Here is a 22,753-nt window from a genome sequence, read left to right as displayed (position 1 = left end):
GGCGCCGTTCTCTTCCGCGGACGTCGCTGCGCCGGCGTCGCTGGCCGATGCCGATGTGCCCGAACCCATGCCCAGTTCAGCCTCCTTCGTCGCGAGCCTGACTCGCAAGACCCTCGTCGTCTCCATCGCCGCTGCCGTGTTCAGCATGATCACGGTGGTGGTGTTCGATCTCCACGCCCTGCACCAGGAGACCGAGGCGTTGCATGCCTACCATCTGCGCGAGGTCCGCGCCGGGCTGCAGGCGCGGGTCGGCGAGGCGGTGCGTTTCGCCCATTATCAGCGCCAGCTGCTCGCGGTGGAGGCGGCGCGCGGCGCCGAGGCCGCGCGTCTGGAGCGTGAGGCGCAACGCCGGGTGCTGGAATGGCTGGAGATCCGCAACCAGGGCAGCGAGGCGCTGCTGTTTGCCGGGCGCTGGGACGGGATCTCGCTGCTCGGTCCGGTGCGCGGGCGCAACGTGCTCACGGTCACCGATGCCAGCGGACGCCCGGTGGTGCGCGAGCTGATCGCCACGGCCCAGTCCGGCGGCGGTTTCGTCGAGTATCTGATGCCGTCCTTCCCGGGCTGGCGTGCCGCGCCCAAGCTGAGCTATGTCGAGTCGATCGCGCCCTGGGGCTGGTATGTCGGTGCCGGCTGTCTGCTCGATCGCTTCGAGGAGGTGGTCGCGGAGCGTCGTCGCGCCGTCGTTGCCGATCTGCGCGCCAAGCTGCTCACCCTGGCCGTCGGGCTGGTGCTGATCCTGCTCGTCGTGCTGGTGCTGGCATGGCGTGTCGGGCGTGATGCCCGCGCCGATGTCGTCGCCTTCGTACGCTTCTTCGCCCGCGCCGGCAGCGATCCCGAGCTGGCGCTGCAACCGGTACGGATGCGTTTTCGCGAGTCGGCGCTGATCGCCCGCGCCGCCGCGCGCATGCTCGATCGCAAGCGCGCCGCCGAGCGCGCGCTGCGTGAGAGCGAGGGCCGATTCCGCACCCTGGTCGAGGTGCAGCAGTACGCGGTCATGGAGATCGATCTCGACGGCGTGATCCGGTATGTCAACCCGGCCACCTCGCGGCTGCTCGGCTACCGCCGCGATGCGCTGGTGGGGATGCACGCCACCGAGCTGGTCGTTGCCGAGGAGCGCACCAGGCTTGCCGAGGATCTGCGTCGTTTCGCCCGGCTGCAGCCGCCGCCGACGACCTATTTCAACCGCAACTTCACCCGCGACGGTCGGGTCATCGATCTGCAGGTGGAGTGGAACTACCGGCGCGATGCGCAGGGCCGGGTGATCGGCTTCGTCAGCGTCGCCCACGACATCACCGACTATCATCGCTCGCGGACCCTGCTCGACGGGCGCAACCGGGTGCTCGAACTGCTCGCCCGTGGCCGCCCCCAGCAGGAGGCGCTGGAGGCGATCATCGACTATATCGATCGGGTCTCGCCACGGACCCTGTGTGCGATCTATCGCTATGAGCCATCGACCCGGACGCTTCACAATGCCGCCGCCCGCGGTCTGCCCGAGCACTTCCGGCGCTCCGCCGAGGGGCTGGTGGTCGGGCCGGGCGTGGGTTCCTGCGGCCATGCGGTGAGCCAGGGCAGGCGGGTCGTGGTCACCGATCTGCTGTCGCACCCCTTCTGGCGCTCGGCGCGCGACCTGGTGCTGAGTACCGAGCTGCGTGCCTGCTGGTCGCAGCCGATCATCGCCCCAGACGGTGTGGTGCTCGGCACCTTCGCGATCTATGCCACCGAGGTCTCGGTGCCCAGCGACGAGGACATCGAGCTGATCGAGTCGGCGGCCGACCTGGCGGCGATCGTGATGGAGCACGCCCGGGTCGAGCGCGCCACCCGCCAGGCCGAGGAGCGCGCGCGGCTGCTGCTCGACTCGAGCACCGAGGGGGTGTTCGGACTCGACCCCGAGGCGCGCGCGACCTTCGTCAACCCGGCCGCCGCGCGGCTGCTCGGCATCCCGGCCGAGCAGCTCACCGGGCGCGCCATCCACGCCCTGATCCATCACTCGCACCCCGACGGCAGTGCCATCGGCGAGACCGACACCCCGATGCTGCGAGCGATGCGCGAGGGCCGCGCCTATCACGTCAGCGACGCGGTGTTCTGGCGCGGCGACGGCAGTCACTTCCCGGTCGAGTACTGGTCGACCCCGATCCTGCGCGAGGGGCGGATCGAGGGTGCGGTGGTGACCTTCCACGACATCAGCGAGCGCAAGCGCGTCGAGGCCGAGATCCAGCACCTGGCCTTCCACGACGGGCTCACCGGGCTGCCCAACCGGATGCTGTTCAAGGAGGAGGTGGACCGGGCGCTGGCGCTGCTCAGGCGCTCGGGCCAGCGTTTCGCGCTGCACATGCTCGATCTCGACCACTTCAAGGACGTCAACGACAGCCTCGGCCATCCGGTCGGCGACGAGCTGCTGTGTGCGGTGGCGCGGCGCATCAGCGAGGTGGTCCGCGCCAGCGACGTCTTCGCCCGTTTCGGCGGCGACGAGTTCGCGCTGCTGCAGGTGCCGATCACGCACCCCGGCGAGGCCGCGGCGCTGGCCGAGAAGGTGGTGGCCTGCTTTACCGACACCTTCGCCCTCGCCGACTGCGCGATCAGCACCAACACCAGCATCGGCATCGCCGTGGCCGACCGCCACGACCTCGACGTCGATGACCTGATCGCGCGCGCCGACGTCGCCCTCTACAAGGCCAAGGAGGCGGGGCGCGGCACCCATGCCTTCTTCGCCGATGCGATGACCGAGCAGCTGCGCCACGAGATCCAGATCGCCTCGGAGCTGGTGCGCGCGCTCGAGCGCGACGAGCTGTGGCTGCACTACCAGCCGCAGGTCGATCTGCGCAGCGGCGCGCTGGTCGGGGTCGAGGCACTGGTGCGCTGGCGCCATCCCGAGCGCGGGTTGCTCCACCCCGGCGCCTTCATCGAGGTCGCCGAGCGGCGCGGCATGATCCGCCCGATCTCGGCCTGGGTGCTGGAGGCGGTGTGTCGGCAGGCGCGCGCGTGGCGCGAGCGCGGGCTGGTCTTCGGGCGGGTGGCGGTCAATCTGTGCGCCGAGCAGGTCGGCGACGAGGCCTTCGCCGAGCAGATCCTGGCGGTGCTCGAACGCACCGGTGCGCGGCCCGATGAGCTGGAGCTGGAGTTCACCGAGACGGTGCTGATCCAGGCCGATGCCCGCACCCAGGCCGACATCATCCGTCTCTCCGAGATCGGCGTGCGCTTCGCCATCGACGACTTCGGCACCGGCTTCTCGTCGCTGCAGTATCTGCGCAACCTGCGCACCGACAAGATCAAGATCGACCGCGAGTTCGTCAAGGACGTCACCCACAACCCCAGCGACGCCGAGATCGTCAAGGCGACCATCGCACTCGGCGTCGCGCTCGGCCTCGAGACCATCGCCGAGGGCGTCGAGACCGAGGCGCAGGCGGCCTTCCTGCGCGGTCACGGCTGTCACCAGGTGCAGGGCTTCCTCTACGCCCGCCCGCTCGACCCCGAGGTGCTCGAGCGCGACTGGCTCAGTCGCGCCGCGCCGACGCCTCGTGCTGCAGACGGCGCCTGAGCGCCGCCGGTGAGTCGGTGCGCCGGGCGAGCAGGTCGTAGGCCACCGGCACCACGAACAGGGTGAACAGGGTCGCGGCGATCACCCCGGCGAGGATCACCGTGCCGATCACCACCCGGGTCTCGGCCCCGGCGCCGCTCGAGAGCAGCAGCGGCACGGCGCCGGCGGCGGTGGTGATGCCGGTCATCACGATCGGGCGCAGGCGCACGTCGGCCGCCTCGGTGAGCGCGGCGCGGAACTCGCGTCCCTGATCGCGCAGCTGGTTGGCGAACTCGACGATGAGGATGCCGTTCTTGGCCGCCAGCCCGACCAGCATGATCAGCCCGATCTGGCTGTAGATGTTGAGCGTCTGCCCGCTCAGCCACAGCCCGCCGAGCGCCCCGGCCATCGCCAGCGGCACGGTGAGCATGATCACCAGCGGGTGGATCCAGCTCTCGAACTGCGCCGCCAGCACCAGAAACACCACCAGCACCCCGAGCCCGAACACCAGCGCCATGCCCGCCGCGCCGCTGCGCAGGTCGCGGCTCTCGCCGCGGTAGTCGATGCGCGCGTGCTCGGGCAGCAGCGCGGCGGCGCGCGCATCGAGCGCGTCGAGCGCCGCGCCGAGCGAGACCCCGGGGGCGAGGTTGGCCGAGAGGGTGATGGCGCGCATGCGGTTGTAGCGGTTGAGCTGCTGGGAGTCGGCCTGCTCGCTGACCCGCACCAGGTTGGAGAGCGGGATCAGGGCGTCGCCGTGGGCCGAGCGCACATAGAGGTTCTCCAGACTGTCGGGGGTGCGCTGGCTGTCGCGCTCGCCCTCGAGGATGACGTCGTACTCCTCGCCGTCGTCGAGATAGGTGGTGACCTGACGCGAGCCGAGCATGGTCTCGAGGGTGCGCCCGATGGTCTCGATACGCACCCCGAGGTCGGCGGCGCGGTCGTAGTCGATCGCCACGCGCAACTGCGGCTTGGTCTCCTTGTAGTCCCAGTCGAGCCCGACCAGGCCGGGGTTGTCGGTCTCGATCGACTCGACCAGGGCGTCGCGCCACGCGGCCAGCTCGTCGTAGGTGCCGCCGCCGATGACGAACTGCACCGGCTTCTGGATGCGCGCGCCGAAGCCCTGGCGCATCACCGGGAAGGCGCGCACCCCGGGCAGGTCGGCAAGCCGCGCGCGCACCTCGTCCATGATCACCCAGCCCGAGCGGCGCGCATCGAAGCCGGCGAGCACCATGATCACGATCCCCGAGTTGTAGCGCTCCAGGGTGCCGAAGGCGCGCGGCGCGCGCACCAGCACGCGGATCGCCTCGCCCGACTCGGCATAGGGCAGCAGGCGGCGCTCGATCTCGTCCATGTACTCCTCCATGTAGGAGAAGGAGGCGCCCTCGGGACCATTGACCAGCACGAAGAAGGCGCCGCGATCCTCCTTCGGGGTGTACTCCTGGGGCAGCCGGTCGAGCAGCCAGGCGGCGCCGCCGAGGGTCAGCGCGAAGGCCAGTCCGACCACCCAGGGGCGCGCGAGCAGCACCCCGAGCAGCCGCGCGTAGCCGCGGCGCAGCCAGACGAAGCCGCGGTCGACGGCGCGGGCCAGTGCGCCGGGCTGGTGGCTTGCGGGCAGGATCTGCGCGGCCAGACTCGCCGAGAGGGTGAGCGCGACCAGGGAGGAGAAGGCCACCGCCGCGGCCATGGTCAGCGCGAACTCGCCGAACAGCCGCCCCAGGTCGCCCTCGAGGAAGGCGATCGGCACGAACACCGAGATCAGCACCAGGGTGGTGGCGATCACCGCGAAGCCGACCTGACGGGCGCCGCGATAGGCCGCCACCAGCGGGCTCTCGCCATACTCCTCGATACGGCGGTGGATGTTCTCGAGCACCACGATGGCGTCGTCGACCACCAGCCCGATGGCCAGCACCAGCGCCAGCAGGGTGAGGATGTTGACCGAGAAGCCGAGCGCGAGCAGCACGGTGAAGGTGGCGATCAGCGACACTGGCACCGTCACCGCCGGCACCAGCATCGCGCGCACGCTGCCGAGAAACAGATAGATCACCAGCACCACCAGCGCGATGGCGATCGCCAGCGTCTTGTAGACCTCGGCGATGGCCTCGGCGACGAACACCGAGGAGTCGTAGCTCTGGCGGATCACCATGCCCTCGGGCAGGCTGGTGTTGAGCCGGCGCATCTCGGCCTTGGCGCGCTCGGCCACGGCGAGGGTGTTGGCCGTCGACTGCTTGATGATGCCGAGCCCGACCATGGCCACGCCGTTGCCGCGAAACAGCGTGCGGTCCTCCTCGGTGCCGCGCTCGATCCGGGCGATGTCGCCGAGACGTACCAGATGACCGTCGTCGCCGCGCGTCACCACCAGCCGGGCGAAGTCCTCGGCGGTGGCGAAGGCGCGGCTCAGGCGCACGCTGAACTGACGGTCGCGCGACTCGATGCTGCCGGCGGGCAGCTCCAGGTTCTCGGCGCGCAGCGCCTGCTCGACGTCGGCCACGGTGAGCCCGCGCGCGGCCAGCGCGTTGCGGTCGAGCCAGATGCGCATGGCATAGACCTGGGCGCCGCCGACGCGCACCCGCGCCACCCCGTCGAGCACCGAGAGCCGATCGACCAGATAGCGCCGGGCATAGTCGGTGAGTGCCGGCACGCTCAACCCCTCGGCGGTGAGGTTGAGCCACATGATCACGTCTTCGTTGCTGTCGACCTTCTGGATCTCGGGCGGCTCGGCCTCGTCGGGGAGCTGGTCGAGCACGCCGGAGACGCGGTCGCGGATGTCGTTGGCCGCGCCGTCGATGTCGCGATCGGTGGTGAACTCGACGGTGATGGTCGAGCGCCCGTCCTCGCTGCTCGACTCCAGGGTGCGGATGCCCTCGACCCCGGCGATACGATCCTCGATCAGCCGGGTGATGCGGGTCTCGACGACGCTGGCCGCGGCCCCCGGATAGCCGGTCTCGATCGACACCACCGGCGGATCGATGTCGGGGTACTCGCGCAGCGCCAGACGGTCGAAGGAGACCAGCCCGAAGACCACCAGCAGCAGCGCGAAGACCGTGGCCAGCACCGGGCGGGTGACGGCGAGATCGGAGAGGATCACGTCTCCGACTCCTCGAGCAGCCTCTGCAGCGGCGCATCGCCCGTATCGACGGCGAGCACCCGCACCTCGGCGCCGGGACGCACCCGCTGGTGGCCATCGGTGATCACCCGCTCGCCGACGTCCAGCCCGTCGCGGATCTCGACGGCGCCGGGACGGCGGATGCCGATGTGCACCTCACGCTGCTCGGCCACCGTCCGTCCGGTCCCGTCGGTCGCGACCACCAGCACGAAGTGACGCTGACCGCGTTGCAGGAGCGCCGCCTCCGGCACCACCACCGCCGTGTGCGGATCGAACAGCAGCTCCAGACGCATCAGCAGCCCCGGGCGCAACCGCCGCTCGGGGTTGGGCAGGATGGCGCGCACCAGCACCGCGCGGGTCACCGGGTCGACCCGGCTGTCGACGCCGCGCACCTCGCCGACGAACACCCGCTCGCCATGGGCGCGGGTGCGCGCCTCGACCCGCAGCCCCGGGGTGAGCCCGGCGAGATAGCGGCTGGGCACGGTGAAGTCGAGCTTCATCTCGGCGTCGTCGTCGAGGGTGGTGATCGGGTCGCCGGGCTCGACCAGGGCGCCGGGGCTGACCTGACGCAGCCCCAGCACCCCGGCGAAGGGGGCGCGGATGACGCGATCGGCCAGCCGCGACTCGAGCGCCACCAGCACCGCGCGGCTGGTCTCGAGGTCGCGCTGGCGCTCGTCGAGCAGCGACACGGCGGCCGAGTCCTGGGCGACCAGGGCGTTCACCCGACGGTACTGGCGCTCGGCCTCGGCGCGGCGCGCCTGCGCCTCCTCGAGCAGCGCCTGTTCCTCGGCGCTGGTCAGCTCCACCAGCAGCGCGCCGCGCTCGACGCGCTGGCCGTCATCGAAGTGCAGCGCGGCGATGGTCTCGGTGACCCTGGAGGTGATCATCACCGACTCGTTGGCGCGCAGCGTGCCGAGCGCCTCGACGCGCTCGGCCAGTTCGGTCTGCGCGGCGGTGGCCACGATCACCCCGCTCGGCGGCGCCGCGGCGAGGAGCGGCGCGACGCACAGCAGCGTCAGCAGCAGCGGCAATGGGTGGGGCGAGGGGGCGCGGTGCGGTACGGGCATGACGTCGATCCTGTGACGGCTGGGTCGGTGGCGCGGGTGTCGCTGCACCGGTCTCACCCCGAGTGAGGCAGTGCCGGTGAGCAATGGTTCAGCGCGCGGGCGCGGTCGACTCCCTTTCGCCCGGGGTGGAAATTTGCAATCCTAACGCGCCGTCCGGGTGCTCGCCACAGAGACCGGCGTCGCCGTCAGGCGGGCCCCGCGGCAGGTTCCGGCGGACCCCGCGGCGCGGTCCGGCCGGTTGGGGACCGGTGCGTCTCGCCCGGTCGCGACCCGAACGCGATGGATGCCATGATCACCCTGACCCTCAACGGCGAGCCGGTGCGGCTCGATCTCGACCCCGACATGCCCCTGCTGTGGGCGCTGCGCGATCATCTCGGGCTGACCGGCACCCGCTTCGGCTGCGGCGAGGGCGAGTGCGGCGCCTGCACCGTGCACCTCGACGGCGAGCCGGTGCGCTCCTGCGGCGTGACCCTGGGCGAGGTCGCGGGGCGCGAGGTGACCACCATCGAGGGGCTCTCGCCCGACGGTCGTCACCCGCTGCAGCTGGCCTGGATCGTCGAGGAGGTGCCGCAGTGCGGCTACTGCCAGTCCGGCCAGCTGATGAGCGCCGCGGCGCTGCTCGCCGCGCACCCGCAGCCGAGCCCCGGGCAGATCGACGCGGCCATGTCCGGGGTGTTGTGCCGTTGCGGCAGCTATGCGCGTATCCGCCGCGCCATCCAGCGCGCGGCCAACCCCGAGGTGCACAATGGTTGATGCCGATCCCGGTCTCCGGCTGAGTCGCCGCGCCCTGCTCAGGCTCGGCCTGCTCGCCGGTGGCGGTCTGGTGCTCGGCATCGGTGCCGCCGACGCCGAGCAGACGGACACGCCCGACGGTGCTGCGAGCACGTTCGCCCCCGGCGCCTGGCTGCGTCTCCACGGCGACGGTCGGGTGGTGCTGATGCTGGCGCGCTCGGAGATGGGCCAGGGGGTGACCAGCGCGCTGCCGATGCTGGTGGCCGAGGAGCTGGAGGTCGGGCTCGACCAGCTCGAACTCGAACCGGCGCCGGTGGCGCCGGACTATGTCAATCGTCTGCTCGGCGAGCAGGCCACCGGCTGCAGCACCTCGGTGCGCGATGCCTGGGGACCGCTGCGCGAGGCCGGCGCGGTGGCGCGGACCCTGCTCGTGCGCGCCGCCGCCGCACGCTGGGGGGTCGCCCCGGAGGCGTGCCGGGCGCACCGGGGCGCGGTCCATCACCCCGACGGCGAGACCCGGCTCGGCTATGGCGCGTTGGCCGAGGCGGCGGCGCGGTTGCCGCTGCCGGAGTCGGTGGCGCTCAAGGCGCCCGCGCAGTGGCGACTGATCGGTACCCCGCAGCACCGGCTCGACACCCCGGACAAGGTGGTGGGCGCGGCGCGCTACGGGCTCGACGTGCGGCTGCCGGGGATGCGCTATGCCAGCGTGGCGCGTTGTCCGCTCAGCGGCGCGCGGGTCAGCGCCTGGCGCGCCGATGCTGCGCGCGCGGTGCCGGGGGTGGAGGCGGTGCTGGCGGTGCGGCACGGTGTCGCGGTGGTGGCGCGCGATACCTGGAGTCTGCTGCGCGGGCGCGCCGCGCTGGAGATCGATTGCGATCCCGCGGCCGATCCCGCGGCCGATCAGGCGCGGATGGAGACGCGGCTGCGTTCGCGCCTCGATGCGCACGGCGCGGCGCTGGCCGAGTCGCGCGGCGATGCGCTGGCCGTGCTCGAACAGGCCGAGCGGGTGGTCGAGGCCGACTACAGCCTGCCCTTCCTCGCCCATGTCTGCATGGAGCCGATGAACTGCACCGCCGAGGTCAGTGCCGAGCGCTGTGTGATCCATGTCCCCACCCAGGCCCAGCAACGGGTGCTGGAGACGGCGCAGCGCATCACCGGGCTCGCGCCCGAGCGCATCGAGGTGCGCACCACCCTGCTCGGCGGCGGCTTCGGTCGTCGGGTCGAGCAGGACTTCGTCGCCGACGCCGTGGAGCTGGCGCAGCGTCTCGGGCGACCGGTGCAGGTGGTGTGGACCCGCGCCGACGATCTCACCCAGGATCACTACCGCCCGATGACCTGTCACCGGCTGCGCGCCACCCTCGACGCCGAGGGTCTGCCGCGCGCCTGGTATCACCGTATCGTCGGTCCCTCGGTGCTGGCGCGGCTGGCGCCCGATGAGATCGCCGACGGGCTCGATCCGACCCTGGTCGAGGGCGCCACCGCGCTGCCCTACGCACTGCCGGCGCTGCGCGTCGAGTACCGTCGCGCCGATCTGCCGGTCTCGCTCGGGCTGTGGCGCGGCGGCGCGCGGGCGCACAACGCGCATGTCGTCGAGTGCTTCCTCGACGAACTGGCCGCGGCCACCGGTCGCGATCCGCTGGCGCTGCGTCTGGCGCTGCTCGAGGACCAGCTGCGCGCGCGCGCGGTGCTCGAGCGCGTCGCCGCGCTGGCCGGCTGGTCGCAGCCGCCGGCCCCGGGTCACGGACGCGGCATCGCGCTGGCCACCGGTTACGACAGTCTGGTCGCCCAGGTCGTCGAGGTGGCGCCGCGCGCCGCGGGCGACGGGCTGCGGGTGGCGCGGGTGTGGTGCGTGGTCGATTGTGGCCTGGCGGTCGACCCCGACGGGGTGTGCGCGCAGATGGAGGGGGGCATCGCCTTCGGCCTGAGCGTTGCGCTCGGCGAGCGCATCAGCTTCGCCGCCGGGCGGGTCGAGCAGCGCGCGCTCGCCGACTATCGGCTGCTGCGTCTCGACGAGATGCCCGAGGTCGAGGTCGAGCTGATCGCCGGTGCCGCGACCCCGGGCGGGGTGGGGGATCTGGGGCCGCTGGCGCTCTCCCCGGCGCTGGCTGCGGCGATCGCGGCGGCCGGGGGCGAGCGTCAGCGAGCGCTGCCGCTGCGCCTGGGCTGAGCGGAGGTTCAGGCGGCGAGCGCGGCGGCCTGGCGCTGCATCTTGTTGACGATGGCGAAGACGCCGACGTGACGGTTGGGGCTGAGGTGCTCGTCGAGCGCCAGCCCGGTGAACAGGTCGTCGACGTCGAGCGCGGCGATCTCCTCGGCGCTGCGGTTGGAGAACAGCCCGACGAGCAGCGCCACCACACCCTTGATGATGGCGGTGTCGCAGTCGCCGGCATAGACCAGCCGTCCGCCCTCGGCGGGGCGGGCGACGACGTGCACCAGACTCATGCACTCGACCACGCGGTTGTCCTCGGTCTTGTCGGCGGGGTCCATCGCCGGGAGGCGCTCGCCGAGTTCGACCAGGTACTGATAGCGCTGGTCCCAGTCGTCGAGCAGGTCGAAGTCGTCGATGATGGCCTGGATGGCGGCGTCTTGATGCATGGTGGATCGCTGCGGTTGGTTGCTGGGGTCGGTCGCGCGGGGCGCGCGGCCGACCGAGTCTACCGGATCCGTGCTAGACGCTGAAGGACTCGCCGCAGCCGCACTGGTCCTTGACGTTGGGGTTGCGGAACTCGAAGCCGAGGTTGAGCAGGCTCGAGCGCACGAAGTCGATCTCGGTGCCGTCGATGTGCGCGAGGCTCTGGTCGTCGACCACGATCTTGATGCCGTGGCTCTCGAACACCTGATCGGTGGGCGCGACGGCGTCGGCGTAGTCGACCTCGTAGGCGAAGCCCGAGCAGCCGCTCTTGCGTGTCGCCACCCGCAGCCCGACCCCCTGTCCGCGTTGCTCGATCATCCGGGAGACGTGGCGCGCGGCCGCCTCGGTCAGGGTGACTGCCATGGTTGCTTACCTCATCTGGCTTGTACTGAAGCGTTGAGCCTAGATGGGCGCCGACCGGCGGGGTTTTCAATCCTCGTCGGCGCGCTCAGGCCACCCGGGTGAGCGCCGGGCGGGCAGCGGAGCGCGGCGGCGATCTCGTCGACATCGGCTATATCGAGCGCGACGAGATCCGGCCGTGGGTCGCCGCCGCGTTCGATCTCGCGCAACTGCGCGAGGCGCAGCGCGCCTTTCTCGACAAGCAGCACGTCGGCAGGATCGTGATCCGCGTCGCTCATCCGGAGATCGCGCGCTGAGCGCGACGTCGGTCGCTAGTGACGCTGGTCGTCGACGTCGATGTCGGCGATCGTCGCCATCTCCAGCAGGCCGCGCATCAGCACCGCGCGCGCCGGCGTCTCCAGGGTCTCGATCAGCGCCTGCTTGTCCTCCGGGCTCAGTGGCAGGTGGGCGCAGAGCAGGTTGACCAGGTCGGTGTCGGGCATCTGCTCGAGGTCCTGCCACGGCACCTCGACCCGGCGTACCTGACAGTAGCGCTCGAGCGCGACGAGAAAGGGGCGCCGCTCGGCGATCGCGCCGGACGCTGGCTCGTCGAGATCGGCGGCAAAGTCCCGCCACTCGGGCGCCACCCGGCGGTAGCCGGCGCGCTCGGCGAGTTCGCCGGTGACGCGGAAGCGACACACCCCGGTGAGCACCAGCACGATGCGTCCATCGCTGGTCTCGCTGTAGCTGGTGATGCGCCCGGCGCAGCCGACCGGATGGAGCGGGGCGGGCGTCGGCGTCTCGTCCTCGCCCGGCGTCTCCTGCGGCTGGATCATGCCGAGCAGGTGATCGGCGGCGAGGACGTCATTGATCATGCGCAGATAGCGTGGCTCGAAGATATTGAGCGGGAGTTGCACGCCCGGCATCAGCACCGCGCCGGGGAGGGGGAAGACCGCGAGTTCCGTCGGCAGGTCGGCGAACTTGGGGAAGAAGGGGGTGCGCGTCATCTCACTGCTCCGGGGTTCGGTGGACGTGCCCCGCGCCGCGGGCGGAGCGCGCCGCGAATCGGGTTGTACAGCGAGCACATTGGGGTGTGTGCGTCGCATCCCCAGCCTTGCGGCATCGGGTTTGGATTCTTCGGCGGTGACCGCACACTCAGGGATCGAGGTCCGCAGGCGGTGTGACCGAGGTCCGCCGTCGTCCCACCTGCAGCCGAAGCGAGGACGAGATGCACCCAACACCAACGGATGGCGCGCGCGCCGGGCTCGCGGACGAGTTCCGCCGGGTCCGCGCCCTTACCGAACACCTCTGCGAACCGCTCGCCATCGAGGATTACGGCCTCCAGGTCGTCCCCGAGGCCAGCCCGCCGAAGTGGCACCTGGCCCATGTCTCCTGGTTCTACGAGACCTTCCTGCTGCTGCCGTCGCTCGATGGCTATCGCCCCTTCGATCCGCGCTTCGCGCATCTGTTCAACAGCTACTACGAGCAGACCGGCAGCGGCTTCTGGCCGCGCGCCGAGCGTGGGCTGCTGTCGCGCCCCCGGGTCGAGGAGGTCTACGACTATCGCCGCCATGTCGACGCGGCGATGCTGCGCCTGATCGAGCAGTGCGACGCCGAGCGCTGGGCGCGCGTCGAGCTGCGCCTGCGCATCGGGCTCAATCACGAGCAGCAGCACCAGGAGCTGTTGCTCACCGACATCAAGCGCAACCTCGCCCACAACCCGCTGCGCCCGGCCTATCGCGCCGATCTCGCGGCGCCGCCGCCGGGCGTGCCCGAGCCGCTCGACTGGGTGTCGTTCGACGGCGGGCTGGTCGAGATCGGCGCCGGGCCCGAGGGCTTCGCCTACGACAACGAGCGCCCGCGCCATCGCGCCTTCCTCGAGCCCTTCGCGCTCGCCGACCGGTTGGTGAGCAACGCCGAGTTCCTCGCCTTCGTCGAGGACGGCGGCTATCACGATCCCGCCCACTGGCTCTCCGACGGCTGGGCGCGGGTACGCGCCGAGGGTTGGGAGGCGCCGCTCTACTGGGAGCGGGTCGACGGTCAGTGGCAGACGCTGACGCTCGGCGGCATGCGCCCGCTCGACCCCGCCGAGCCGGTCTGTCATGTCAGCTATTACGAGGCCGATGCCTACGCCAGCTGGGCGGGCAAGTCGCTGCCGACCGAGGCGCAGTGGGAGCACGCCGCCGCCGGTGTCGAACGCGCCGGCAACTTCCTCGACAGCGGCCTGCTCCATCCCCGTCCGGCGCGCGGCAGCGGGTTGCGCCAGCTCTTCGGCGATCTCTGGGAGTGGACCGCCTCGGCCTATCTCGCCTATCCCGGCTATCGCGCCCCCGGCGGCGCGATCGGCGAGTACAACGGCAAGTTCATGTGCAACCAGATGGTGCTGCGCGGCGGCTCCTGCGTGAGTTCGCGCGACCATCTGCGGCTCAGTTATCGCAACTTCTTCTATCCCCACGAACGCTGGCAGTTCAAGGGATTCAGACTCGCGGAGGTCGAATGATGAACATCGCCGCCACGCTCGCCACCGGATCGCGCCCGCCTCGCTCGGGGGGCGCGCCGGGAGTGCGCTTCTTCGATGCCCACCCGACCCCGGATGACCTGCGTGCCGAGGTCCTCTCCGGGCTCGCGGGCAGCCCCAAGCGGCTCTCGCCCAAGCTCTTCTATGACGCGCGCGGCTCGCAACTGTTCGACGCCATCACCGAACTGCCCGAGTACTACCCGACCCGCACCGAGATCGGGATCCTCTGCGATCACGGCGAGGAGATGGCCGACCTGCTCGGGCGCGGTCGGGTGCTGCTCGAACTCGGCAGCGGCAGCAGCCTCAAGATCCGCATCCTGCTCGCCGCGCTCGAACCCGAGATCTACATCCCTATCGACATCTCCCGCGAGCACCTGCGCGCCTCCGCCGAGTCGCTCGCCGAGCACTTCCCGGCGCTGGCCATCCATGCCACCTGCGCCGATTATTCCGTCCCCTTCGAGCTGCCGATCGAGGGCGATCGAGAGGGCCTGGCGGCCTTCTTCCCCGGGTCGAGCATCGGCAACTTCGAGCCCGAGGCGGCGCGCGCCCTGCTCCTGCGGGTGGCGGCGCTGGTGGGGATCGGCGGGCGGTTGCTGATCGGCGTCGATCTGCGCAAGGAGCGCGCCGTGCTGGAGGCGGCCTATGACGACGCCCAGGGGGTGACCGCGGCCTTCAATCGCAATCTGCTCGAACGGCTCAACCGCGAACTCGACGCCGACTTCGACCTCGAGGCCTTCGTCCATCGCGCCCGCTACGACGACGTCCAGGGGCGCGTCGAGATGCATCTGGAGAGCCTGCGCGAGCAGACCGTGACCGTCGCCGGGCAGCGCTTCGTCTTCGCCGCCGGCGAGACCATCCACACCGAGAACTCCTACAAGTACGACATCGCCGGCTTCCACCAGCTGGCCGCCGGCGCGGGCTTCGTCCCCGAGCGGGTGTGGACCGACCCGCACCGGCTGTTCAGCGTGCACTGTCTGCGCGTCGAGGCCTGCTGAGGGGCTCAGCGCCCGCCGTAGGCCAGGTCCTGGCCGGCGATGGTGCGCTCGAGCCGGTCGATCGCCCGGGCGTAGCCGCGGGCGAGGGCGTCGAGGGTCTCGGCGCGCCCGGCGTGCCAGGCGCGTGCGGCGAAGCCCTCGAGCAGCGCGGCGTGGATGCGTCCCTGGTGCAGCCGCAGTCGGTCGGCATTGCCGTGGGCGCGGTGCAGCCGGGCGAGCAGGGCGATCTCGCCGAGCGCCTCGCGATGCGCGGCGCGGTGGTGATAGAGCCGGGCGAGGACGGGGTCGTCGCAGGCGCGGGCGATCGCGCGCAGCCGCTCGGCGCCAGCCTCGGGGTGGGCGAAGGGCTGGTGACAGGCGGGCGTCTCGGCCCGCGGCTGGGGCAGGACGCCGAGCAGACAGCAGAGCAGCGCGAGCTTGGCGGCGGGGTGGGGCATGGGCACGACTCCGACGGGGTAAGGCTATACCCGAGTAAAGCACACGGGTAAGGGTTTCGAAACAGGATCGTCATCTTTCTCGCAGGACGCCGCCGGCGCGGCCCCGAGCTTGCGTTTCCCGCCGTCGCGGTCGATGCTGACGGTGGCCGCGCGGCCTGGACGCCCGCGCCCGTGCCCCCGGCGGCAGTGCCGCACCATCCCCCGGAGCCAAGCTGATGAACGAGACCGTGGACGATCCCGTGCTCGAGCGCGACATCGAGCTGTTCACCCGGCTGCTCGGCGACGTGCTGCGCGAGCACAGTCGCAAGCGCGTGCTGGTGGTGGTCGAGCGCCTGCGCGAGGGCTTCATGCAGCTGCGCGAGGGCGAGGACGAGACGCTGCGCGCGCGTCTGCGGGCGCGCATCGAGGGGCTCGACCCGCAGACCCTGGCCGAGGTGATCCGCGCCTTTGCGATCTATTTCGGTCTGGTCAACACCGCCGAGGAGCTCAACGCCCATCTCCGGCGCATGGCGCGCGTCTCCTCCGGCGAGCGGCTGTGGCGCGGCTCCTTCGACGACACCGTGCGTCGGCTCGCCGCCGACGGGGTGGCGCCCGCGCCCTTCCAGAGCCTGCTCGAGCACCTGGTCTATCTGCCGGTGTTCACCGCGCATCCCACCGAGGCGCGGCGGCGCACCATCGCCGAGATCTTCCGCCGCATCTTCCTCGCCGGTCAGGACCTGCACCGGCATCGGCTCAACGACGAGGAGCGCGAGGACAAGCTCGCCGAGATCCGCGCCCAGATCCAGATCCTGTGGAAGACCGACGAGGTGCGGGTGCACAAGCCGCAGGTCACCGACGAGGTGCGCCAGGGGCTCTATTTCTTCCGCGAGTCGCTGTTTGGCGCCGTGCCCGAGGTCTATCGCATCCTCGAGAAGGCGGTGCGCCGGGTCCACGGCGCCGAGACCGCCGCGGCGGTGCCGAGCCTGATGCGCTTCGGCTCGTGGATCGGCGGCGATCGCGACGGCAACCCCTTCGTGCGCCCCGAGACCACCGAGCTGGCGGTGCGGATGCACGCCGAGCTGGTGCTCGAGCACTATCTCGAACGGGTGGGGCGGTTGCAGCGCATGCTCAGCCACTCCAGCGCGTTGTGCGAGCCCGCGCCGGCCTTCCTCGACAGCCTCGACGCCGACGAGGACTACTGGGTCGAGACCATGGGGCAGAGCCTGCGCCGCTTCCTCAACGAGCCCTACCGGCGCAAGCTGGCGATGATCGCCCACCGGCTCGAGGCCAACCTGGCGCGGGTGCGCGCCCGTCTCGCCGAGGCCGAGACGCTGCCGGCGGCCGGGTATTGCGATGCCCGCGCCTTTCTCGTCGATCTTCAGCTGATCCGCGACTCGCTGGTCCATCACGGCGATGCCAGCGCCGCCGCCGGGCCGCTCCACGACCTGATCCGTCTGGTCGAGACCTTCGGCTTCCATCTGGTGCAGCTCGATCTGCGCCAGGAGTCGAGCCGCCATACCGAGGCGGTGGCCGAGCTGTTCGCCCGCCAGCCCGGCGCGCCCTACTATCTCGCCTTCGACGAGTCGCAGCGCCTGCTCGCCCTGGCCGAGGCGATCGCCCATCCCCAGCCCTTTGTCATCGACAAGGCGACCCTCGGCGCGGCCACCCGCGAGACCCTGGAGACCTTCGAGACCATCGCCCGGGCGCGCGCCGAGGTCGGCGAGCAGGCAATCGGCCAGTACGTGATCTCGATGACCCGCGAGGCCAGTCACGTGCTCGAGGTGATGCTGCTGGCGCGCCTGGCGGGGCTCGCCGGGCACGATCGTCAGGGCTGGTTCTGCACCCTGCAGATCGCGCCGCTGTTCGAGACCATCGACGACCTGGCGCGGATCGATGCGGTGATGGGGCGGCTGTTCACCGACCCCACCTATCGCGCGCTGTTGCGCGCCTCGGGCGATCAGCAGGAGGTGATGCTCGGCTATTCCGACTCCTGCAAGGACGGCGGCATCCTCGCCTCGGGCTGGCGGCTCTACGAGGCCCAGCGCAAGGTGATCGCGCTCGCCGACGAGCACGGCGTGGCCTGCCGTCTGTTCCACGGTCGCGGCGGCACCGTGGGGCGCGGCGGCGGCCCGACCCACGAGGCGATCCTCGCCCAGCCGGCCGATACCGTGCACGGCCAGATCAAGTTCACCGAGCAGGGCGAGGTGCTCTCCTATCGCTACGCCAACCCCGAGACCGCGCGTTATGAACTCACCATGGGGATCAGCGGTCTGATCAAGGCCAGCCGTTGTCTGATCGAGCCCGCCGCGCCCGAGCGCGCCGAGGACCTGGAGGTCATGGCCGAGCTGGCCGCGCACGGCGAGGCGGCCTATCGCGCCCTGGTCGGCGCCGAGGGACTGCTCGATTACTTCTATGCCTGCACCCCGGTCGACGGCATCGCGCTGCTCAACATCGGCTCGCGCCCGGCGCACCGCAGCCGCGGCGATCGCTCGCTCGGCTCGATCCGCGCCATCCCCTGGGTGTTCGGTTGGGGACAGGCGCGGCTGACCCTGCCGGGGTGGTTCGGCATCGGCACCGCGCTGGCGCGCTATCGCGGCGACGATCCCGAACGCTTGGCGCGGTTGCGACGGATGTATCGCGAGTGGCCCTTCTTCCGGGTGCTGTTGTCGAACACCCAGATGTCGCTGTTCAAGGCCGAGATGGCGATCGCCCGCGAGTACCTGCGCCTGGCCGACGACCCGTCGCGCGCCGCGGCCCTCCTCGCGCACATCGAGGCCGAGTACCGGCTGACCCTGAGCGAGGTGCTGGCGGTCACCGAGACCGATCGACTGCTCGCCGACCAGCCGGCGCTGCGCCGCTCGCTGCTGCGGCGCAACCGCTATCTCGACCCGCTCAACCACATCCAGGTGGTGCTGCTCGAGCGCTATCGCGGCGAGCCCGAGGCGGAGCAGCGCGAGCAGTGGCTCGACCCGCTGCTGCGTTCGATCAACGCCATCGCCGCCGGGATGCGTAACACTGGTTGAGCGCCGACGCCCGCGTGGCGTCGGCAATGAATATCCCTATTGAAAAAACGGCTTTAAACCACAGAAGATGAAATCACGCGCACCTGCGCGCGGCGGCCAGCGCGGCCGACGCTGGCGCCTCGCGTCACCCGACTCATTCAGACCCCATCGCCATGAACGATCCCGATTCCAACCGCTCCACCCCCGCTCGTCCGGCGCTCGGCGCCAGGGTGCTCGGGGTGGTGCTGCTCTTCTTCAGCGTCGGCCTGGTCTCCTGTCAGGCCTTGTTCTCATGGTGAGCAGCGGGGCCGGACGGCTCGGCGAGCTGCTGCGCGAGGGCGTGGTGGCGCGCGAGACGCCGCGCGCGCCACGGCTGCGCGGGCTGTTGCTGTTCGTGCTGCCGCTGCCGCTGCTGTTCGGCGCGCTGATCGCGCTCGGCGCCGGACGGCTGGAGTCCTTCCTCGCCGACGCCAGCGGCTTCGCGCTGTTCATGGCCGCGGCCTATCTCACCCGGCGCGGCATCCGCGAGGCCCACCTGCGCGATCGCCGCCGGCGCTTCGCGCGGCTGCCGCGGGTGCGGCTGCAGACCCTCGGCGGGCTGCTGGTGGCGCTTGCCACCGGCTGGTGCGTGCTGGTCTCGCTGGGGCAGGGGGCGGGGCTTGCGCTCGCCTTCGCCGCGGTCGCGCTGCTCGGCTTCCATCTCAGCTACGGGCTGTTGCCGGAGGCGCCCGAGCAGCCCTTCGACCTCAGCGATGCCCGTGCGCGCAAGGTCGCCGCGGCGCTCGCCGAGGCCGAGCAGAAGCTCATCGAGGTCGAGACCGCCGCCGCGCGCATCGCCAACCCCGAACTCAAGGCGCGGCTCGGGCGCATCGCGCTCAAGGGTCGGCGTATCCTCGAGCAGATCGCCGAGCGTCCGACCGATCTGTTCCGCGCGCGCAAGTTCCTCAACGTCTATCTCGACGGCGTGCGTCAGGTCACCGACGGCTATGCCCGCACCCACCGTCAGGCCGACGTGCTGGCGCTGGAGGAGAACTTCCGCGGCGTGCTGGTCACCGTCGAGGAGGTCTTCGACGAGCAGCACCAGCGCCTGCTCGACAGCGACCTGATGGACCTCGACGTGCGCATCGAGGTGCTCAAGCAGCAGCTCGAACGCGAGGGCCTGAGCTAGTCGCCCGGCGCGCGCCGTCCTCACCCGTTTTCCCCGGAGATCAACCGCAGTGAGTCAATCCCAGTATCCCCAGACCACCACCGGTCGCACCGACGCCCTGGCCGAGTCGATGACCGAACTCGGGCTGCCCGAGCACGCCGGTGTCGACGAGGCCGAGGTCGAGCGCCTGCTCGGCGAGCTCGACCTCCGCGACGCGCACTCGGTGATGTTCTTCGGCGCCAAGGCCCAGCAGCGTCTCACCGAGGTCTCGGACCGGATGCTCGAGGGCGTGCGCGCCAAGGACACCGGCCCGGCCGGCGCCGCGCTCAGCGAGATGGTCACCACCCTCAAGGGCTTCGACGTCGAGGGGCTCGACCCCAATCGCCGTCAGGGCTGGTTCTCCAAGCTCATCGGCAAGACCCGGCCGATCGCCCGCTTCCTCGAGGAGTACGAGGCGGTGCGCGACCAGATCGAGGACATCTCGCGTGCGCTCGAGGGTCACAAGACCCAGTTGCTCACCGACGTCACCGCGCTCGATCGGCTCTATGCCGCCAATCTCGACTACTTCCGCGCGCTCGAGTCCTATATCCTTGCCGGCGAGCGCAAGCTCGTCGAACTCGACGAGCGGGCGATCCCGGCGCTCGTCGCCCAGGTCGAGGCCGGCGCCGACATGGTCGAGGCGCAACGGCTGCGCGACCTGCGCGGCGCGCGCGATGATCTGGAGCGGCGCGTCCACGACCTCAGGCTCACCCGTCAGGTGGCGATGCAGGGGCTGCCGAGCATCCGGCTGGTGCAGGAAAACGACAAGGGGCTGATCAACAAGATCAACTCCACCCTGGTCAACACCGTGCCGCTGTGGCGCCAGCAGCTCGCCCAGGCGGTGACCATCTTCCGCTCGGCCGAGGCGGCCGATACCCTGAAGGCGGCCACCGACCTCACCAACGAGCTGCTCCAGGCCAACGCCGCCAATCTCAAGTCGGCCAACGCCGAGGCGCGACGCCAGATCGAGCGCGGGGTGTTCGACATCGAGGCGGTCAAGCAGGCCAACCGCAGCCTGATCGAGACCATCGAGGAGAGCCTGCAGATCGCCGATGCCGGCAAGCGCGCGCGCGCCGAGGCCAACGCCGAGCTGACGCGTCTGGAGGCGGATCTGCGCGCCACGCTCAGTGCCGCCAGCGCCCGAACCGGCGCCGAGCGCGGTTGAGCGGGGGCGGGCGGGGCGATTGCGATCGAACTCCGCTCTTCCATTTCTCGCAAGATTCTGTATATTTACGCGTTTACCCGCGGGGTGTCCCGCATCGCTAACAGTTCAGTCTGAGCCAGGACAGCACATGGTCACGATTCGTTTGTCCCGTGGTGGTTCGAAGAAGAACCCCTTCTATCAGGTCGTTGTCGCCGACGTGCGCGCCAAGCGCGACGGTCGCTACATCGAGCGCCTCGGTTTCTACAACCCGACCGCCAAGGGCGGTGAGGTCGAGCTCCGCATCAACCGCGAGCGCGCCGATTACTGGCTCGGCCAGGGCGCCCAGCCGACCGACCGCGCCGCGCAGCTGCTCAAGCAGGCTGCCAAGGACGCCGAGGCCGTCGCGGCCTGAGACCGCACGGGATGACGAGCGCGATGACTGATCGGTCGCCGTCGACGCGGCGCATCGTGCTCGGGCGCATCGCCGGCGTCTATGGCGTGCGCGGCTGGGTGCGGGTGTTCTCCGAGACCGACCCGCGCGAGGGCATTCTCCACTATAGCCAGTGGCTGCTCGGTCCCGAGGCGCGGCCCTGCAAGCTCGCCGAGGGCAAGCGTCACGGCAAGGGTCTGGTCGCCCGGCTCGAGGGCTGCGACGACCGTGATCAGGCCGCCGCGCTGGTCGGTCAGGAGATCGCCATCACCCGCGATCAACTGCCGCCGCCGCGTGCCGATGAGTTCTACTGGTGCGACCTCGAACAGCTCGAGGTCCACACCACCGAGGGGCAATCACTCGGTCGTGTCAGCCATCTGTTCGCCACCGGCGCCAACGACGTGCTGGTGGTGAAGGGCGAGCGCGAACGACTGATCCCCTTCGTGTGGGAGGATGTCGTCAAGCAGGTGGACTTCGCCGCAGGCCGCGTCGAGGTCGACTGGGACCCCGACTTCTGAGCGGCCCCGAGGCCGAACAGAGGGTCCATACGCCATGCGTTTCGACGTCATCACCCTGTTTCCCGAGATGTTCGGCACCTTCGCCGAGCAGGGCGTCACCGGGCGGGCGCTGACCCGTGGGCTGGCTGCGTTGCAGCTGTGGAATCCGCGCGATTTCACCCACGATGTCCACCGCACCGTCGACGATCGTCCCTACGGGGGCGGGCCGGGGATGGTGATGAAGGTCGAGCCGCTGCGCGCGGCCATCGCCGCCGCACGCGCGGCGGCGCCGGCGAGCCGGGTCGCCTATCTCTCGCCCCAGGGGCGGGTGCTCGATCAGACCGCGATGGTCGAGATCGCCACGCAACCGGGGTGGATCCTGCTCGCCGGGCGCTATGAGGGTGTCGACGAGCGGCTGATCGAGGGGCACGTCGACGAGGAATGGTCGATCGGCGACTATGTCCTCAGTGGCGGCGAGCTGCCGGCCATGGTGGTGATGGACGCGGTGATCCGGCTGCTGCCGGGCGCGCTCGGGCACGCCGATTCGGCGCGTCAGGATTCACACATGGACGGGCTACTGGACTGCCCCCATTACACACGACCGGAGCGGATCGACGGAGAGGAGGTCCCTGCGGTGCTGGTCGGCGGCGATCACCGCGCGATCGAACGTTGGCGGTTGCGCCAGGCGCTAGGGCGGACCTGGTTGCGCCGACCGGAAATGCTGGAGCGGCGAGGCCTGAGTGCGGACGAACAGGCGCTGCTCGATGACTTCGTCCGGGCCCATCATGCCGATGGCGCCGGGTAAGAACAGGAGCCTAAGGAAACCATGAGCAACATCATTCAACAGCTCGAGAACGAGCAGATCACCCGTGAAGTGCCGGATTTCGCCCCGGGCGACACCGTCGTCGTCCAGGTGCGCGTGAAGGAAGGCAGCCGTGAGCGCCTGCAGGCGTTCGAGGGCGTGGTGATCGCCATCCGCAACCGCGGTCTGAACTCCGCCTTCACCGTGCGCAAGATCTCCCACGGCGAGGGCGTCGAGCGCGTCTTCCAGACCTACAGCCCGACCATCGCCGGGATCGAGGTCAAGCGCAAGGGCGACGTGCGTCGCGCCAAGCTCTACTACCTGCGCGAGCGTTCCGGCAAGGCCGCCCGCATCAAGGAAAAGGTCTGAGGTTCGT

20 protein-coding genes are annotated in these 22,753 nt (G+C 70.7%); 14 read left to right on the top strand and 6 right to left on the bottom strand.

Annotated elements, in window-relative coordinates; all coding sequences use genetic code 11:
* Positions 1–67 precede the first annotated feature (67 nt).
* Positions 68–3,535, top strand: a complete 3,468-nt coding sequence (locus EBL84_RS11880) for an EAL domain-containing protein (protein ID WP_123141012.1) — start codon at positions 68–70, stop codon at positions 3,533–3,535.
* On the opposite strand, the gene EBL84_RS11875 is transcribed toward EBL84_RS11880, so the two are convergent.
* Both EBL84_RS11875 and EBL84_RS11870 read right to left on the bottom strand, forming a co-directional pair.
* On the bottom strand, positions 3,492–6,599 hold the full coding sequence (locus EBL84_RS11875) for an efflux RND transporter permease subunit (protein ID WP_123141011.1): 3,108 nt from the start codon (positions 6,597–6,599) through the stop codon (positions 3,492–3,494). The two genes, EBL84_RS11880 and EBL84_RS11875, sit on opposite strands and share 44 nt — an antisense overlap.
* Positions 6,596–7,684, bottom strand: coding sequence for an efflux RND transporter periplasmic adaptor subunit (locus EBL84_RS11870; protein WP_123141010.1), 1,089 nt, complete (start codon positions 7,682–7,684; stop codon positions 6,596–6,598). Before EBL84_RS11870 ends, EBL84_RS11875 begins: the two co-directional genes overlap by 4 nt.
* Positions 7,685–7,972: 288 nt before the next feature.
* Between EBL84_RS11870 and EBL84_RS11865 the strand changes: the two genes are divergently transcribed.
* The gene (locus EBL84_RS11865; protein WP_123141009.1) at positions 7,973–8,437 is read left to right on the top strand and encodes a (2Fe-2S)-binding protein; all 465 of its coding nucleotides are present in this window, start codon (positions 7,973–7,975) and stop codon (positions 8,435–8,437) included.
* Entirely contained in the window at positions 8,430–10,583 is a 2,154-nt protein-coding gene (locus tag EBL84_RS11860) for a xanthine dehydrogenase family protein molybdopterin-binding subunit (RefSeq protein WP_123141008.1), read from the top strand. Before EBL84_RS11865 ends, EBL84_RS11860 begins: the two co-directional genes overlap by 8 nt.
* 8 nt (positions 10,584–10,591) lie before the next feature.
* Here EBL84_RS11860 and EBL84_RS11855 read toward each other — a convergent pair whose 3' ends face one another.
* Positions 10,592–11,011, bottom strand: coding sequence for a SufE family protein (locus tag EBL84_RS11855; RefSeq protein ID WP_123141007.1), 420 nt, complete (start codon positions 11,009–11,011; stop codon positions 10,592–10,594).
* Between the two features lie 73 nt (positions 11,012–11,084).
* Positions 11,085–11,411, bottom strand: a complete 327-nt coding sequence (locus EBL84_RS11850; protein ID WP_123141006.1) for an iron-sulfur cluster assembly accessory protein — start codon at positions 11,409–11,411, stop codon at positions 11,085–11,087.
* Positions 11,412–11,509: 98 nt separating this feature from the next.
* Between EBL84_RS11850 and EBL84_RS11845 the strand changes: the two genes are divergently transcribed.
* Positions 11,510–11,704 (top strand): hypothetical protein, encoded by a 195-nt coding sequence (locus EBL84_RS11845; protein WP_190287953.1) that lies wholly within the window; start codon positions 11,510–11,512, stop codon positions 11,702–11,704.
* A 15-nt stretch (positions 11,705–11,719) separates the two neighbouring features.
* On the opposite strand, the gene EBL84_RS11840 is transcribed toward EBL84_RS11845, so the two are convergent.
* Positions 11,720–12,394 carry an LON peptidase substrate-binding domain-containing protein gene (locus EBL84_RS11840; RefSeq protein ID WP_123141005.1) on the bottom strand — a complete coding sequence of 225 codons (675 nt, stop codon included), beginning with the start codon at positions 12,392–12,394 and terminating at the stop codon, positions 11,720–11,722.
* 221 nt (positions 12,395–12,615) lie between these two features.
* On the opposite strand from EBL84_RS11840, the gene egtB reads away from it, so the two are divergent.
* A complete protein-coding gene (gene egtB / locus EBL84_RS11835) occupies positions 12,616–13,887 on the top strand; it encodes an ergothioneine biosynthesis protein EgtB (protein ID WP_123141027.1) in 1,272 nt (423 codons plus the stop codon).
* The gene (egtD, locus tag EBL84_RS11830; protein ID WP_123141004.1) at positions 13,884–14,900 is read left to right on the top strand and encodes an L-histidine N(alpha)-methyltransferase; all 1,017 of its coding nucleotides are present in this window, start codon (positions 13,884–13,886) and stop codon (positions 14,898–14,900) included. The genes egtB and egtD overlap by 4 nt, the downstream gene beginning before the upstream one ends.
* A 5-nt stretch (positions 14,901–14,905) precedes the next feature.
* Here egtD and EBL84_RS11825 read toward each other — a convergent pair whose 3' ends face one another.
* Entirely contained in the window at positions 14,906–15,337 is a 432-nt protein-coding gene (locus EBL84_RS11825) for a hypothetical protein (RefSeq protein ID WP_123141003.1), read from the bottom strand.
* Positions 15,338–15,552: 215 nt separating this feature from the next.
* Between EBL84_RS11825 and ppc the strand changes: the two genes are divergently transcribed.
* From ppc to rplS, 8 genes are all read left to right on the top strand, one after another.
* Positions 15,553–18,339: a phosphoenolpyruvate carboxylase gene (ppc, locus tag EBL84_RS11820; RefSeq protein ID WP_123141002.1), complete on the top strand. Its 2,787-nt coding sequence runs from the start codon at positions 15,553–15,555 to the stop codon at positions 18,337–18,339.
* A gap of 152 nt (positions 18,340–18,491) precedes the next feature.
* Positions 18,492–18,617: a hypothetical protein gene (locus EBL84_RS17490; protein ID WP_255419394.1), complete on the top strand. Its 126-nt coding sequence runs from the start codon at positions 18,492–18,494 to the stop codon at positions 18,615–18,617.
* Positions 18,611–19,486, top strand: a complete 876-nt coding sequence (locus EBL84_RS11815; protein WP_123141001.1) for a 5-bromo-4-chloroindolyl phosphate hydrolysis family protein — start codon at positions 18,611–18,613, stop codon at positions 19,484–19,486. Before EBL84_RS17490 ends, EBL84_RS11815 begins: the two co-directional genes overlap by 7 nt.
* Before the next feature lie 49 nt (positions 19,487–19,535).
* Positions 19,536–20,669 carry a toxic anion resistance protein gene (locus EBL84_RS11810; RefSeq protein ID WP_190287952.1) on the top strand — a complete coding sequence of 378 codons (1,134 nt, stop codon included), beginning with the start codon at positions 19,536–19,538 and terminating at the stop codon, positions 20,667–20,669.
* A gap of 127 nt (positions 20,670–20,796) precedes the next feature.
* A complete protein-coding gene (rpsP, locus tag EBL84_RS11805; protein WP_123141000.1) occupies positions 20,797–21,060 on the top strand; it encodes a 30S ribosomal protein S16 in 264 nt (87 codons plus the stop codon).
* A 23-nt stretch (positions 21,061–21,083) separates the two neighbouring features.
* Positions 21,084–21,596, top strand: coding sequence for a ribosome maturation factor RimM (rimM, locus tag EBL84_RS11800; RefSeq protein WP_165913467.1), 513 nt, complete (start codon positions 21,084–21,086; stop codon positions 21,594–21,596).
* A 34-nt stretch (positions 21,597–21,630) separates the two neighbouring features.
* Positions 21,631–22,380 (top strand): tRNA (guanosine(37)-N1)-methyltransferase TrmD, encoded by a 750-nt coding sequence (trmD, locus tag EBL84_RS11795; RefSeq protein WP_123140998.1) that lies wholly within the window; start codon positions 21,631–21,633, stop codon positions 22,378–22,380.
* Between the two features lie 21 nt (positions 22,381–22,401).
* Complete coding sequence (gene rplS / locus EBL84_RS11790; protein ID WP_123140997.1) at positions 22,402–22,746, top strand: 50S ribosomal protein L19; 345 nt, start codon at positions 22,402–22,404, stop codon at positions 22,744–22,746.
* Positions 22,747–22,753 lie beyond the last annotated feature (7 nt).

It is taken from the genome of Marichromatium sp. AB31, assembly GCF_003718685.1.
Classification (GTDB): domain Bacteria; phylum Pseudomonadota; class Gammaproteobacteria; order Chromatiales; family Chromatiaceae; genus Marichromatium; species Marichromatium gracile.
The sequence above is the reverse complement of the archived record's forward strand: the minus strand, read 5'-3'. Positions and strand labels throughout refer to the sequence as shown.

Bases quoted from the DNA above. Each gene is read 5' to 3' on its own strand.
- rplS (WP_123140997.1), top strand. From the start codon at position 22,402: ATGAGCAACATCATTCAACAGCTCGAGAACGAGCAGATCACCCGTGAA.
- EBL84_RS11880 (WP_123141012.1), top strand. From the start codon at position 68: ATGCCCAGTTCAGCCTCCTTCGTCGCGAGCCTGACTCGCAAGACCCTC.
- EBL84_RS11870 (WP_123141010.1), bottom strand. From the start codon at position 7,684: ATGCCCGTACCGCACCGCGCCCCCTCGCCCCACCCATTGCCGCTGCTG.
- egtB (WP_123141027.1), top strand. From the start codon at position 12,616: ATGCACCCAACACCAACGGATGGCGCGCGCGCCGGGCTCGCGGACGAG.
- EBL84_RS11850 (WP_123141006.1), bottom strand. From the start codon at position 11,411: ATGGCAGTCACCCTGACCGAGGCGGCCGCGCGCCACGTCTCCCGGATG.
- rimM (WP_165913467.1), top strand. From the start codon at position 21,084: ATGACTGATCGGTCGCCGTCGACGCGGCGCATCGTGCTCGGGCGCATC.
- EBL84_RS11855 (WP_123141007.1), bottom strand. From the start codon at position 11,011: ATGCATCAAGACGCCGCCATCCAGGCCATCATCGACGACTTCGACCTG.
- trmD (WP_123140998.1), top strand. From the start codon at position 21,631: ATGCGTTTCGACGTCATCACCCTGTTTCCCGAGATGTTCGGCACCTTC.
- EBL84_RS11815 (WP_123141001.1), top strand. From the start codon at position 18,611: ATGGTGAGCAGCGGGGCCGGACGGCTCGGCGAGCTGCTGCGCGAGGGC.
- EBL84_RS11825 (WP_123141003.1), bottom strand. From the start codon at position 15,337: ATGCCCCACCCCGCCGCCAAGCTCGCGCTGCTCTGCTGTCTGCTCGGC.
- rpsP (WP_123141000.1), top strand. From the start codon at position 20,797: ATGGTCACGATTCGTTTGTCCCGTGGTGGTTCGAAGAAGAACCCCTTC.
- EBL84_RS17490 (WP_255419394.1), top strand. From the start codon at position 18,492: ATGAACGATCCCGATTCCAACCGCTCCACCCCCGCTCGTCCGGCGCTC.
- EBL84_RS11840 (WP_123141005.1), bottom strand. From the start codon at position 12,394: ATGACGCGCACCCCCTTCTTCCCCAAGTTCGCCGACCTGCCGACGGAA.
- ppc (WP_123141002.1), top strand. From the start codon at position 15,553: ATGAACGAGACCGTGGACGATCCCGTGCTCGAGCGCGACATCGAGCTG.
- egtD (WP_123141004.1), top strand. From the start codon at position 13,884: ATGATGAACATCGCCGCCACGCTCGCCACCGGATCGCGCCCGCCTCGC.
- EBL84_RS11865 (WP_123141009.1), top strand. From the start codon at position 7,973: ATGATCACCCTGACCCTCAACGGCGAGCCGGTGCGGCTCGATCTCGAC.
- EBL84_RS11860 (WP_123141008.1), top strand. From the start codon at position 8,430: ATGGTTGATGCCGATCCCGGTCTCCGGCTGAGTCGCCGCGCCCTGCTC.